Origin of the sequence: Citricoccus nitrophenolicus (assembly GCF_047305825.1) — a bacterium.
In the GTDB taxonomy this organism is placed as follows: domain Bacteria; phylum Actinomycetota; class Actinomycetes; order Actinomycetales; family Micrococcaceae; genus Citricoccus; species Citricoccus nitrophenolicus.
Genome location: NZ_CP063070.1, coordinates 877,632 through 890,600, shown reverse-complemented (window position 1 = coordinate 890,600; position 12,969 = coordinate 877,632). Strand labels below are relative to the sequence as shown.

The following is a 12,969-nucleotide window of genomic DNA, read 5'->3' as shown; positions in this document are numbered from 1 at the left end:
TGCTGTGATCAGCCGCGGGGCGAGCCCTGGCCGCTGGAGGCGCGGCGGCTGCGGCCGTTGCGGGTGCGGCCGGAGCCACCGTTGCCGCCGCGGCCACCCCGGCGGCCCTCATCGTCCTGGCCCTGGCGGAAGTCGGTGTTGCGCCCGCCGGACTCGGAGGAGTAGACCCGCCCGCCCTGCGACGGCGCGCCGGCCGAGGTGCCCGCGCGGCGGTTCCCGGAACGCCCGGCACCGCGACTGCCCTGACCGCCCTGGCCGCCCTGACTACCCTGACCGCCACCGTTGCCGGTGCGCTCCTGAGGGGAACCCGACGGCGAACCGGAGCGGGAGCCGCGGCCCCCACGGCTGCCGTTGCGCCCGCCGGAGCGCCCGGCGCCGTTGCCGCCCTGGCCACCGGAGCGGCCGCCGGAACCGCCGCCGTTCCCGCGCCCGTTGCCGCCGCCCTGGGCGGACTGCTGGGTGGTGGGGGTGGAGACGGCCAGCAGCTTCTCGAGCTCGGCGGTCTCCAGGAAGACGCGTTCCCCGGGAGCCAGCGTCTCCAGCAGGGAGGCGTCCGCACCGTCTGCGTGCACGGTGGGGGTGATCTTGGCGGCCCGCATCAGGGTGCGGACCTCGTTGCGCTGCTCGCGTCCTGCCAGCGTCACCACGGTGCCGGCCTGGCCCGCGCGGGCGGTGCGGCCCGAACGGTGCAGGTATGCCTTGTGCTCGGTGGGCGGATCGGAGTGGATCACCAGGGAGACGTCATCCACGTGGATGCCGCGGGCGGCGATGTCCGTGGCCACCAGGGTGCCGGCGGAGCCGTTGTGGAAGGCGTCCAGGTTCCGGGTGCGGGCGTTCTGGGAGAGGTTGCCGTGCAGCTCCAGGGCGGTGACGCCGCGCTGACGCAGCTGCTTGGCGGCCTTCTTGGCGCCGTACTTGGTGCGGGTGAACACGATGGTCCGGCCCGGGGCCGCACACAGGTTCGCCAGGGTGCCGAGCTTGTCATCGCCGTCCACGGAGACCACGTGGTGATCCATCTTGGAGACGGGGGAGACGGCCGAATCGGCCTCGTGCACCACGGGGTTCTTGAGGTACTTCTTGACCAGCACGCCGACGCCCTCGTCCAGGGTGGCGGAGAAGAGCATCTTCTGGGCCTCGGTGGGCACCTGGTCCAGGATGCGGCGGACCATCGGCAGGAAGCCCATGTCCGCCATGTGGTCGGCCTCGTCGATGACGAGGATCTCCACACCGGACAGGTCCACGTGGCCCTGACCCATGAGGTCGAGCAGGCGGCCCGGGCAGGCCACCAGGGCGTCCACGCCACGCGCCAGCGCCTTGACCTGCGGGTTCTGGCCCACGCCGCCGAAGATGGTGTGCGAGACCAGCCCGGTGGCGGCGGCCAGGGGCTTGAAGGAGTCCTCGAGCTGGAGTGCCAGCTCGCGGGTGGGGGCCAGCACGAGGGAGCGTGGCCGGCGGGCCTGGGCCCTGCGGCCGTCATCCAACCGGGCGGCCAGCGGCAGCAGGAAGGCGTAGGACTTGCCGGAGCCGGTCCGGCCGCGGCCGAGCACGTCACGGCCGGTCAGCGAGTCCGGAAGGGTGGCCTTCTGGATCGGGGTGGGGGTGGTGATGCCCTGCGGGGCGAGCGCGGCGGCCAGGCCGGCGGGCACCCCGAGCTCGGTGAATTCCGAGGAGGAAGTGGGCATGGTGGAAGAGCCGCCGGAAATGGCGGCAGACTGAAGAGAAGTCACGAAGTGAGAATCCGTCCGGGTGGAAGAAAGACCCGGCCCTGGCACTGGCGGGGCGGCATCACAAGAGCCACTCAACGCGGTGCTGGCCGGCACCGGGCAGGAAGGTACCCGCCCGGTTGGCTACCGACCAGTCTACGGCATCGGCGGAGTGCCGCGGTCCCCGGCCGATTCCCCGTCCAGGAGCTCGGCCGCGGAGAGGACGCGCGGCGTGGACTCCACCGGGCTGATCGGCGTCAGGTGCTCGCCGTTGCTCGGATCCAGCTCGCCGATGCGCCGTGCCGAGGGCAGCACCCGGGACTCGAGGGTGCCGACCATGGCGTTGTACTTCTCGACCGCGGATTTCAGGGAACCACCCAGCTTGGTGACGTGCCCGCCGAGGGTGCCGAGCCGCTGGTACAGCTGCTGTGCGGCCACGAAGAGTTCCCGGGCGTTGTCTGTCAGGGTCTCCTGCCGCCAGGAGTAGGCCACGGACTTCAGCGCCGCCAGCAGGGACACGGGGGCCACCAGGGCCACGTTCTTCGAGAAGGCGTGGTCCAGGAGGCCCGGATCGGACTCCAGAGCCGCAGCCAGGAATGACTCGGCTGGCAGGAAGCAGACCACCAGCTCGGGGGAGTCCGCCAATCCCTGCCAGTACTCCTTGGCGGACAGCGCATCCACGTGGGCGCGGACGGCCTTGGCGTGAGCCTGTTGCAGCTCAGCACGCCGGGCGGCGGCTTCCGCGGTCACATCACCGGCCAGGTCCTCCGCCTCCAGGACGGCGGACAGCGGCACCTTGGCGTCCACGGCAAGGAACTTCCCACCGGGCAACTGGACCACCAGGTCGGGGCGCAGGATGCGGCCTTCCTCACCGCGCAGCACCTCCTGCTCCGAGAAGTCGGTGTGCGCCAGCATGCCGGCGGCCTCCACCACGCGTCGCAGCTGGACCTCACCCCAGTGGCCCCGTGCCGAGGTGGACTTCAGGGTGGCCACGAGCGAGCGCGTATTGACCAGCAGCGCGGTGTCCGTGGCGGCCGCGGTCTTGAGCTGCTCGGACAGTTGCCCGTACTGCTCCACACGGTCCCGCTCCAGCGTCCCCACCTGGCGCTGCAGGCTCTCCAGGCGCTGGCCCACCGGGGCCAGCGCCTTCAGCACGGTGGACTCGGCGGCGGCGCGGTCCCGGTCCGCCGTGCGTTCGGCGGCCAGCACCCGGCTCTCGGCCTCGGCTGCGGCCAGGGCGGCCTGCGTCTCGGCCAGTTCCCGGCGGGAGGAGTCGGCCTGCTCGCGGGCCGTTCCGGCTGCGTCCTGCCACGTGCCCCGGTACCGCGACCAGACCAGCCACGCCCCGAACACGGCGCCCACCACGAGCCCCGCCAACACGCACACGACGGCCACCAACACCACTGCAGAAGTCTCCATACCCCCAGCCTGCCAAAGGCGCCGGACACGGTAGGCCGCGCCCCGCCGCCGTCAGCGGACCAACCATCGATCTGGACCTGACAGAGGATCTAGTGTGAGATGGGCCACCGGCGGCCTGACCAGGTCACGACAGGCCAAGAAAGGACGGTCCACCATGTCCGACACCTCGGGACAGACACCTTCGAAGACCACCGAGCAGCAACCGACGAACGAGCCGGCACAGGATCCGCCCGTGGACCACCGGTCACCGGGGGAGCGGGCCCCGGCCGAGGAACGTAGCCGGCATCGGCGGCGCTGGGTCGGCTTCGGTGTCGGGCTGGCCCTCGCCGTCCTCGTGTTCCTGGTGATGCCCGCGGACGTGGAGCACAACGCGCGGGTGACGGCCGCCGTCGCCGTGCTGATGGCGGTCTGGTGGATGACCGAGGCCATCCCCATCCCCGCCACCTCGTTGATTCCCCTGATTGCCTTTCCCGTGCTGGGCGTGGAGATCGACATCAAGGACGTCGGGGCCTCCTACGGCAACGACATCATCTTCCTGTTCATGGGCGGGTTCATCCTGGCGCTGGCCATGCAGCGCTGGGACCTGCACCGGCGCATCGCCCTGGTGACCGTCCGGGCGATGGGCACCAGACCGGGCGGTGTGGTGGCCGGGTTCATGATCGCCACCGGGTTCCTGTCCATGTGGGTGTCCAACACGGCCACCGCGGTCATGATGATCCCGATCGGTGTCTCCGTGCTGACCCTCGTGGTCGCGGCGGACAAGTCCAATCCGGTGCAGGAGTCCTCGGATCCGAACTCTGGTGACGTCAAAGAGGCCGTCATCAAGTCCAATTTCGGCACCGCCCTGATGCTGGGCATCGCCTATGCCGCCTCCGTGGGCTCGCTCGGCACCCTGATCGGCACACCGCCGAACGCCCTCCTGGCCGGCTACATGGCGGATGCGCACGGGGTGACCATCGGCTTCGGGCAGTGGATGCTCGTCGGGCTGCCCCTCTCACTGGTCATGCTGGTGATCGTGTGGTTCCTCCTGACCCGCGTCCTCTTCAAGGCGGAGATCACGGAGATCCCGGGAGGGCGCAAACTCATCAACGAGGAGCTGTCCAAGCTGGGACCGATGAACTCCGGGGAGATCCGCGTCCTGGCGATCTTCGTCCTGGCCGCCGTCTCGTGGATCACCATCCCGCTGGCCTTCGACGGGCTGATCAGCGATGCCGGAATCGCCATGGTGGCCGCCCTGCTGCTGTTCCTGCTGCCGGCGGGGGCCGCGCGCGGCGTCCGGCTGCTCGACTGGGACTCGGCCGTGAAACTGCCGTGGGGGGTGTTGCTGCTGTTCGGCGGCGGGCTGGCCCTCTCGGCGCAGTTCAGCGACTCCGGGCTCGCGGACTGGATCGGCGAGCAGGTCTCCGGGTTGTCCGGGATTCCGATCTGGCTGCTCGTGGCCATCATGGCCATGGCGATCCTCTTCCTGACGGAGCTGACCTCGAACACCGCGACGGCGGCCACCTTCCTGCCTGTGGCCGGTGGCGTGGCGATCGGCGTGGGGGTCGATCCGATGATGCTCGCCATCCCGGTGGCGCTGGCGGCCACGTGCGCCTTCATGCTGCCGGTGGCCACCCCACCGAACGCGATCGCGTTCGGCTCCGGCTATGTGACGATCGGGCAGATGATCAAGGGCGGGTTGTACCTGAACCTCATCGGCATCGTGTTGATCACGCTGACCACCATGACCCTCGGCGTCTGGGCGTTCAGCCTGGTGTTCTGATGCGGCGTGCCGGCCTATAGCCAGCCGCGGTCCCGCGCCGTCAGGGCGGCCTCGGTGCGGTTGGCGGTATGGGTCTTGCCGATCGCGGAGGACAGGTGGTTGCGTACCGTGCCGGGGGAGAGGAACAGGGTGGCGGCGATCTGCCGCACGCTGGAGCCGCCCTGGGCTGCGCGCAGGACCTCCCGTTCACGGTCCGTCAGCGGGTTCGTGCCGGAGACCAGGGTCTCGGCTGCCAGTGAGGGGTCCACCACCCGGTTCCCGGCGTGCACCGAGCGCACGGCTTCCGCGAGCTGGCCCGCGGGGGTGTCCTTGACCACGAAGCCGCTGGCCCCGGCCTCCAGCGCCCGGCGGAGGTAGCCGGGGCGGCCGAAGGTGGTGACGATCAGGGAACGGCATCCCGTCCCGCCCGCCGCGATGGCCCGCGCCGCCTCGATCCCGTCCAGTCCCGGCATGTCGATGTCCAGCAGGGCCACGTCCACGCGGTGTTCGGCCACGGTGGCGGCCACCGCCGTGCCGTCGCCGAGCTCGGCCACCACCTCGAGGTCTGGTTCCAGGGCCAGTAGGGCGGCCAGGGCGCCACGCACCAGGGCCTGATCGTCCGCCAACAGCAATCGGATGCTCATAGGATCACCTCCACGATCGTGCCGGGGCGGTCCCCGCCTCGCTGGGCCGGCCGTACGCTCAGGAGGCCACCGGCCTCCGTGACGCGATGGCGCATGCCGCGCAGTCCGGCCCCCGAACCGGGTGTCACCGGTGAGATGTCCGACGTCGGCCCGGGTGCCGAACCCGGCCCCGTCACCTCCGGGTCGCGGCCGGGAAGGCCCCGGCCGTCGTCGCGCACCACGAGCCGGTCCGCCGTGATGGTGACGGTGCAGTGGGCGGCGTCCGCATGGCGGATCACGTTGGTGACGGCCTCTCGCAGGCACCAGGCGAAGAGCTCGCGGCGGTCGCCCGGCAGTTCCGCGGCCGTCGCGGGGCTGGGAAGGTGTGCCGTGATCCCGGCGGCATCCAGCGCGGTGCGAACCGAGGCGAGCTGGGCACCCAACTCTGGCACGTGGAGTCCGCCGACGGTGTTGCGGACCTCGGCCAGGGACTGGCGGGCGATCGCCAGGACCTCATCGAGCTCGGTCTGGGCACGCCCTGGATCGGTGTCCACGAGCCGCCGGGCCAGCTCGGTCTTCAGGGTGATGACGGTGAGGGAGTGGCCCAGGACGTCGTGGACATCCCGTCCCACCTGCTCGCGCTGGCGGGAGAGGGCGAGCTCCTCGCTGAGGACGCGGGAACGCTCCTCGCGCTCCATGGCCAGCCGCAGCGCGAGCATGATCACCAGGGCCAGGCTCGTGGGGACGATCAGCCAGAACTGGCTGTCCCCGGCGTCCACCAGGAGGGCGGCGGACAGCCATGCCGCGGACAGGCCGAAGGCCACGGGAAGACCGATCTTCAGGCGGTGCGGGAAGATCCAGATGGCCAGGGTGAACGGCAGGAAATTGAAGGAGTTCAGGCCCGCGGCCGGGATCGTGGCGAGGACGCAGAGGACCAACAGCACCGTGGCGGCGGCGGTGTTGGCCCAGTGGGGCAGGGAACGCCAGGGCCACGGCAGGATGAAATGCCCCAGGTAGACGATCACGAAGGCGGCGAGGCCGGCGTAACCCAGGACCTTGGCTCCGAGCGGGGCCTCCCCGGTGACCATGGACACCAGGGGGAGCACGAGGAAGACCAGCCAGACCCCCGCCGTGATCAGGACGGGGGCCCGCTCCTCGGGCTTGAGGGGGACCTCCGGCCACTCCCCGGGGCCGTAGGCTCCGGTGCTTCCGGCAGAGACGGTGGCCGTGGAGGGCTCTGGGCCGGTCCGGGGCTCCGTCACCTCGACTCCATCCTCAGCCGTGCCCTCAACCTCGTCCTCAGCCGCGTCCTCAACCGCGCCGGGTGGTGCGGCGCGAGGCGATCAGGCAGATCACGGCGAAGATGACGGTCCATGCCACTACGTTTAGCACGACGGCCCACAGTGGGTCGCTGAGTGGGGCGCCGCCGTCCTCCATGCTGATGACGGTGCCCTCCAGCTGCGGCCACCGGGTCAGGGCCGCGATGCCGTAGATCGGTGTGAACCGGGCGATCTCCAGCAGGGTCCCCGAGAGCGGCATGAACAGGTTGCCGAAGAAGGCGAGCACCACGAGGATGCCGGAGGCCGCGGACACGGCCGCCTCTGAGCGGAAGAGCAGGGCGGCGGCCAGCCCGTACAGGGCGAACGGCACGGCGCCCAGCAGGGCCAGGGCCCCGGAGGCCGGCCACATCCAGGCCTCGTCGAACCGGGCGCCGGTCAGGGCTCCGACTCCGAAGACCACAACGATCGGCATGACCGCGATGCCCAAGGCCACGAGGACCTTGCCGATCATGTAGCCGGAGCCGGTCAGTCCTGTCAGACCGAGTTGGCGGCCCCAGCCCTGTTGCCGCTCCAGGGCGGCCGAGCCGGCGATCACGCTCGTGGCCATGGTGGCGCCGTAGACGGTCATGGCAGTCATGTTGTACGCGGAGACATTGCCGTGGCCGGCCGGGATGTCGCCGAACGAGGACAGCGCCCCGAACATCACGTAGAGCACGGCGGGCAGCACCACGATGAAGAACGTGGACTCGATCATCCGCACATTGCGCAGGAACTCCCAGCCGGCGAAGGCCGTGATGATGCGGACGGTGGACTTCGTCCGCGCCGTGGTGTGTCCGCTGGCGGGTGGGGTGATGGTGGTCATGTCAGTGTCCCTTCGGGGAAGCGGGAGCAACCGCTGCGTCTGCGGTGAGGTCGAGGAAGACCTCGTCCAGGGAGGCGGCCGTGATGGTGAGGTCGTGGGCCAGGCCGCCCGCCAGGAGGAAATGGGCCAGGCGGTCCGTGTCCTGAGCCGTGAACCGCACCCGGCCGTTCTGGTGGGTGAGGTCCCCGGGCAGGCCCAGCTTCACGGCGGCCTCCTCGGGGGTGCCCGGGCCGTCCCAGAGGGCGGACACCGTGCGGTGGCCGGTGTTGGTGACCTCGTCCACGGGGCCGTCCACGACCTTCCGGCCTGCGCGCATCAGCACGATCCGGTCGGCGAAGTCCGAGGCCTCCTGGAGGAAGTGGGTGGCGAACACCACCGTGCGGCCGCGCTCGGACTCGAGCTGCATGGTCTCCCAGAACTCCTTGCGGGCCCGCACGTCCATGCCCGCCGTCGGCTCGTCCAGCAGCAACAGGTCCGGCTCGGTCAGCAACGCCAGGGCGAAGCGCAGGCGCTGCTGCTCGCCGCCGGAGCACTTGCGGACCTTGCGGGAGGCAATGGCGGCCGCCCCGGCGCGTTCGAGGGCCGTGGCCACCGGCAGGTGACGGGCGTGGCAGGCGGCGACCATGGACACCGTCTCCCGGACGGTGAGGTCGTGGAGCAGTCCACCGGTCTGCAGCACCGCCCCGACGCGTCCGTCCAGCACGGCCTGCCTCGGTGTGGTCCCGAGGACGGACAGGGAGCCGGAGGAGGGAGCGGCGAACCCGAGCACCAGGTCCAGGAAGGTGGTCTTGCCGGCACCGTTGGGGCCGAGCAGGGCCACGATCTCGCCGCGATGGATCTCGAGGTCCATCCCCTTGACGGCGTGCACGGCGGAGGCGCCGCTGCCGAACTGCTTGCGGACCTCGGAGGCACGCAGGGCGAAGGGGGCCGAGCCGGAGATGGGTTCGGCGAGTACGGAGACCGAGGTGGACGGTGCGGTGGAGTTCATGACCCCAGTCTGTTCGGCGGGGGACTCCGGCGGATCTGCCGAGCGTCACCTCCTGCGCATGACATCCGTCATGGGGCCGGACTCTAGACTTCGACCATGGACCCGTTGTCCCTCTCCGCTCGTGACCTCGCCGCCGCCCTACGCCACCGCCGGATCTCCGCCCGGGAGGTCCTCGAGGCGCATTTCGCGCGCATCGACGCCGTGAACCCCACCGTCAATGCCGTGGTCACCCAGGTCCGCGAGCAGGCCCACGCCCAGGCGCTCGCGGCCGACGAGCACGCCGCCGTCACCGCTCCGGAGGACCTTCCGCCGATGCACGGGATCCCCATGACGCACAAGGACACCCACGCGACGGCCGGCATCCGCACGACCTCCGGCTCGCCGATCTTCGCGGATCTGGTGCCTCGGGACACTGACGTGGTGATCGAACGGTTCCAGCGCGCCGGAGTCATCTCCACCGGCAAGAACAACGTCCCGGAGTTCGCCGCCGGATCCCACACCTACAACGAGGTCTTCGGCACCACGCTCAACCCCTATGACCTCAGCCGCAGTGCGGGGGGCTCCTCCGGAGGTGCGGCGGTCACCCTGGCCACGCGCATCCAGCCGCTCGCGGACGGCTCGGACATGGGAGGTTCCCTGCGCAATCCGGCGGCGTTCAACAATGTCGTCGGCTTCCGGGCCAGCCCTGGTGTGGTCCCCAACGTCCCGGGCCGGGACCCGCGCGCCTGGCTGGGTCAGAAGGGGGCCATGGCCCGCTCCGTGGAGGACGTCATCCTCGCGATGTCCGTCATCGCCGGCCCGGATTCCCGGTCACCGGTGTGGTGCCCGACGCTGGCCGGGGCCTTCTCCTCGCTGCTCGCCGAGGAGGTGGGCCGGCCGCTGGCCGGAGTGCGCGTGGCGGTGACGACCGACTTCGGACTGGACGTGCCCGTGGAGGGCGAGGTGGCCGGCGTCGTGCTCCGTGAGGCCGAGGTGCTGGCCGAACTGGGTGCGAGCGTGGTGCCGGCGTGCCCCCGGTTGCGGGACGCGGACCGCGTGTTCGAGGCGACGCGGGCCTTTGACATGGCGTTGAGCCTGCGGGAGGTGGTGGCCGGACATCCCGGGCAGGTGAAGGACGAGGTGATCTGGAACGTGGAGCGCGGTGTGGCGCTGACGGCGGAAGACCTGATGGAGGTGGCCGTGGCCCGGGGCCGGTTGGACCAGGAGATCGGCCGGTTTTTCGGGACGGATGGCGCCGATCCGAGCGGCGGGGGAGCGAAGGGGGGTACCGGGTATGACGTGTTGCTGGCCCCGACCACCCAGCTGGTGCCGTTCCCCGCCGAATGGACCTGGCCGCAAGAGGTGGCGGGGGAGCGGATGGGCACCTACGTCGAGTGGATGCGCTCGGCCACCCTGATCTCCGCCACGGGCTGCCCGGCGATCTCGGTACCGGGCGGCTTCACCGCGGCCGGTCTGCCCGTGGGGCTGCAGTTTGTGGGAGCACCCGGGCGGGACGTGGACCTGTTGCGGGTGGCCCGGGCCTATGACGAGGCCACCCGCCACGCGGAGCGGGCCCCGGCGGTCTGAGGGTCACTGCACCTCAGACCACCAGGGCCCGTCACCACGCCGTGGGTGGTCAGTTGCTGTGGGTGGTCAGTTGCTGTGCCGAACGCGTGAGCAATCGGCACGGCAACTGACCACTCAACACAGGGGTTCAACACAGGGGATCAGGCGCGCAGGACGTTCTCCCCGTTGGAGAACAGCTGCGGGGAGCCCACAGCCTCCGCCTCGGCGCCCTCGCCGGCCGGCGAGTACAGCTGGATGACGGTGGCCGAGGACTGCTCGGCGTTGTCGAAGGCCTCCAGCACGAAGGCATCGTGCGGCTGGCCCTCCACCTCGAGCCGGGCGTCGAACACGGAGACGGCCATCTCGGGGCGCGGCTCCAACTGGCCGATCTGGGCGCGCATCTGGTCCTCGTCCGCGCCGGGCAGCTTCCACATGCCCTTCTGCTCCTCGTCGATGTACCCCAGGAGGAAGGGCACCACCGAGTCGCCCGCCTCAGTGGCGAACTCCAGGGCCTGCTCGATGGCCAGGAAGACCAGGGGGGAGATGCGCTCGGACGGAGGCTGGGGCTGCCCCTCCGGCAGCTCGGTGCCGGCGGCCACGAGATTCGCGTCGGCCTCCTGCTCGGTGCCGGCGACGGCGGCCGGGTCGGTGGATGGGCTGGTGGGCTGGTCTGGTTGTTCACTCACGTCCCCGACGCTATCCGTCACCGGTAGCATGGACAACCGTGGCTCTTACTATCGGAATCGTCGGCCTGCCCAATGTTGGCAAGTCCACGCTCTTCAACGCACTCACCCGCCAGACCGTGCTCGCAGCGAACTACCCGTTCGCCACGATCGAGCCGAACGTCGGGGTGGTGAACCTGCCGGACTCCCGGCTTGAGAAGCTCGCGGAGATCTTCGGGTCCCAGAAGCTCCTGCCGGCCACGGTCTCCTTCGTGGACATCGCCGGGATCGTCAAGGGCGCCTCCGAGGGGGAGGGGCTGGGCAATCAGTTCCTGGCGAACATCCGGGAGTCCCATGCGATCGCGCAGGTGGTGCGTGCCTTCGATGACCCTGACGTCGTCCACGTGGACGGTGCGGTCAACCCGGCTTCGGACATGGAGACCATCAACACCGAGCTGATCCTCGCGGACCTGCAGACGCTCGAGAAGGCGATCCCGCGCGTCGAGAAGGAGGTCAAGGGCAAGAAGCGTGAGGCTGCCGAGCTCGAGGCCCTGAAGGCCGCGCAGACCGTGCTCGAGCGCGGCGACACCATCTTCTCCGCGATCAAGTCCGAGGGCCTGGACATGGAGCGGCTGCGCGAGGTCAGCCTGTTGACCGCCAAGCCCTTCATCTACGTCTTCAATGCCGACGACGGCGTGCTGGGTGACGCTGCCAAGCAGCAGGAACTGCGCGATCTGGTGGCCCCGGCCGACGCCGTCTTCCTGGACGCCAAGCTCGAGTCCGACCTCGTGGAACTGGACGAGGAGGAGGCCCGGGAGATGCTGGAGATGAACGGCCAGGAGGAGTCCGGCCTGGACCAGCTGGCCCGCACCGGCTTCCACACCCTGGGCCTGCAGACCTACCTGACCGCCGGCCCCAAGGAGGCCCGCGCCTGGACCATCAACAAGGGCGACACCGCCCCGAAGGCTGCCGGCGTGATCCACACCGACTTCGAACGCGGCTTCATCAAGGCCGAGATCATCTCCTTCGACGACCTGATGGCCGCTGGATCCATGGCCGATGCCAAGGCCGCCGGCAAGGTCCGGATGGAGGGCAAGGAGTACGTCATGCAGGACGGCGACGTGGTGGAGTTCCGGTTTAACGTCTAGCGTTATTGACGCTGGTCGTTATATCCTGGTCTCGTGATCAGATCGTTCGGGAGCAAGGACACCGAACGATTGTGGCGTCGTGAGCGAGTGCGCTCGATCGATCCTCGGATCCATCGAGTCGCACTGCGCAAGCTTCGTCAGGTGGGATCGGCGGAGTCCGTCGAGGATCTCCGGGTCCCGCCGGGCAACCGGCTCGAAGTGCTGAAGGGCGACCGCGCCGGGCAGCACAGCATCAGGATCAACGACCAGTGGCGCATCTGCTTCGTGTGGACAGTCGCTGGACCAGAGGAGGTGGAGATCGTTGACTACCACTGAGAAGATCGCCCCGATCCACCCTGGGGAGGTCCTCATGGAGGACTTCATCGAGGGCTTCGGGATCACGCAGAACAAGCTCGCCGTGTCGATCGGCGTGCCGCCGCGGCGGATCAACGAGATCGTGCACAGCAAGCGGGCCATCACCGCGGACACGGCGCTTCGTCTCGCGAAGTACTTCGGGACGTCGTCGCAGTTCTGGCTGAACCTGCAGACGAAGTACGACCTCGATCGCGCTGAGGACCGGGTAGCTCAGGAGATCGCCGCGATCGCTCCGCTGCAGTCCGCATGACGTCACGCCCTGCGGGCAGGAGTCGGGCTGTCGCCGCGGCCTGGGATGCCGAGCGTCGTCTCCTGGAGCCAGCGGTGCGTGCTGAACCGAGCGCTGTCGACGAGTTGCTGGCCCCGGAGTTTCACGAGATCGGGCAGTCCGGCACACATTGGACGCGTCAGGAGATCCTGAGCGTCGTCACCTCTGACGATGCTGGCGACGCCGCCCCGGTCATCGATGAGGAGAAGGCGGAGATCGTGGCACCGGGAGTTGTGCTGCTGACCTACCGGTTGGAGTTCGGAGGTGGAGTGAGCCGCCGATCCTCGATATGGAGGATTCGACCGGAAGGTCCGCTCATGGTGTTCCACCAAGGGACTCTCGCCCACTGACTGCGTGCCCAGAGGTTGATCGGCTG

Annotated in this window: 13 protein-coding genes; 6 read left to right on the top strand and 7 right to left on the bottom strand. The window is 69.9% G+C overall.

Going from position 1 to position 12,969, the window contains the following annotated elements; genetic code table 11:
• Nucleotides 1–8: 8 nt before the first annotated feature.
• Entirely contained in the window at nt 9–1,682 is a 1,674-nt protein-coding gene (locus IMT31_RS04030; RefSeq protein WP_413543840.1) for a DEAD/DEAH box helicase, read from the bottom strand.
• A gap of 177 nt (nt 1,683–1,859) precedes the next feature.
• On the bottom strand, nt 1,860–3,122 hold the full coding sequence (locus tag IMT31_RS04025; protein WP_413543839.1) for a DNA recombination protein RmuC: 1,263 nt from the start codon (nt 3,120–3,122) through the stop codon (nt 1,860–1,862).
• Nucleotides 3,123–3,276: 154 nt separating this feature from the next.
• On the opposite strand from IMT31_RS04025, the gene IMT31_RS04020 reads away from it, so the two are divergent.
• On the top strand, nt 3,277–4,884 hold the full coding sequence (locus IMT31_RS04020; RefSeq protein WP_413543838.1) for an SLC13 family permease: 1,608 nt from the start codon (nt 3,277–3,279) through the stop codon (nt 4,882–4,884).
• A 14-nt stretch (nt 4,885–4,898) separates the two neighbouring features.
• Here IMT31_RS04020 and IMT31_RS04015 read toward each other — a convergent pair whose 3' ends face one another.
• Genes IMT31_RS04015 through IMT31_RS04000 form a run of 4 tightly spaced genes read right to left on the bottom strand, consistent with a single transcriptional unit; the run spans nt 4,899 to nt 8,616 of the window.
• Nucleotides 4,899–5,507, bottom strand: a complete 609-nt coding sequence (locus IMT31_RS04015; protein ID WP_413543837.1) for a response regulator — start codon at nt 5,505–5,507, stop codon at nt 4,899–4,901.
• Nucleotides 5,504–6,748 carry a sensor histidine kinase gene (locus IMT31_RS04010; RefSeq protein WP_413543836.1) on the bottom strand — a complete coding sequence of 415 codons (1,245 nt, stop codon included), beginning with the start codon at nt 6,746–6,748 and terminating at the stop codon, nt 5,504–5,506. The genes IMT31_RS04015 and IMT31_RS04010 overlap by 4 nt, the downstream gene beginning before the upstream one ends.
• 49 nt (nt 6,749–6,797) lie before the next feature.
• Complete coding sequence (locus IMT31_RS04005) at nt 6,798–7,628, bottom strand: ABC transporter permease (protein ID WP_413543835.1); 831 nt, start codon at nt 7,626–7,628, stop codon at nt 6,798–6,800.
• A 1-nt stretch (nt 7,629) separates the two neighbouring features.
• Entirely contained in the window at nt 7,630–8,616 is a 987-nt protein-coding gene (locus tag IMT31_RS04000; RefSeq protein WP_413543834.1) for an ABC transporter ATP-binding protein, read from the bottom strand.
• Nucleotides 8,617–8,712: 96 nt separating this feature from the next.
• On the opposite strand from IMT31_RS04000, the gene IMT31_RS03995 reads away from it, so the two are divergent.
• Nucleotides 8,713–10,182 carry an amidase family protein gene (locus IMT31_RS03995; RefSeq protein ID WP_413543833.1) on the top strand — a complete coding sequence of 490 codons (1,470 nt, stop codon included), beginning with the start codon at nt 8,713–8,715 and terminating at the stop codon, nt 10,180–10,182.
• A 140-nt stretch (nt 10,183–10,322) separates the two neighbouring features.
• Here IMT31_RS03995 and IMT31_RS03990 read toward each other — a convergent pair whose 3' ends face one another.
• A complete protein-coding gene (locus IMT31_RS03990) occupies nt 10,323–10,847 on the bottom strand; it encodes a hypothetical protein (RefSeq protein ID WP_345358750.1) in 525 nt (174 codons plus the stop codon).
• Between the two features lie 38 nt (nt 10,848–10,885).
• On the opposite strand from IMT31_RS03990, the gene ychF reads away from it, so the two are divergent.
• The 4 genes from ychF to IMT31_RS03970 are packed head-to-tail and all read left to right on the top strand — an operon-like array spanning nt 10,886 to nt 12,943.
• Entirely contained in the window at nt 10,886–11,971 is a 1,086-nt protein-coding gene (gene ychF, locus IMT31_RS03985) for a redox-regulated ATPase YchF (protein WP_413543832.1), read from the top strand.
• Nucleotides 11,972–12,004: 33 nt separating this feature from the next.
• Nucleotides 12,005–12,286, top strand: coding sequence for a type II toxin-antitoxin system RelE/ParE family toxin (locus IMT31_RS03980; protein WP_413543831.1), 282 nt, complete (start codon nt 12,005–12,007; stop codon nt 12,284–12,286).
• Nucleotides 12,273–12,575, top strand: coding sequence for a HigA family addiction module antitoxin (locus tag IMT31_RS03975; RefSeq protein WP_413543830.1), 303 nt, complete (start codon nt 12,273–12,275; stop codon nt 12,573–12,575). The genes IMT31_RS03980 and IMT31_RS03975 overlap by 14 nt, the downstream gene beginning before the upstream one ends.
• Nucleotides 12,572–12,943: a DUF4440 domain-containing protein gene (locus IMT31_RS03970; protein WP_413543829.1), complete on the top strand. Its 372-nt coding sequence runs from the start codon at nt 12,572–12,574 to the stop codon at nt 12,941–12,943. The genes IMT31_RS03975 and IMT31_RS03970 overlap by 4 nt, the downstream gene beginning before the upstream one ends.
• The last annotated feature ends 26 nt before the right edge of the window (nt 12,944–12,969 follow it).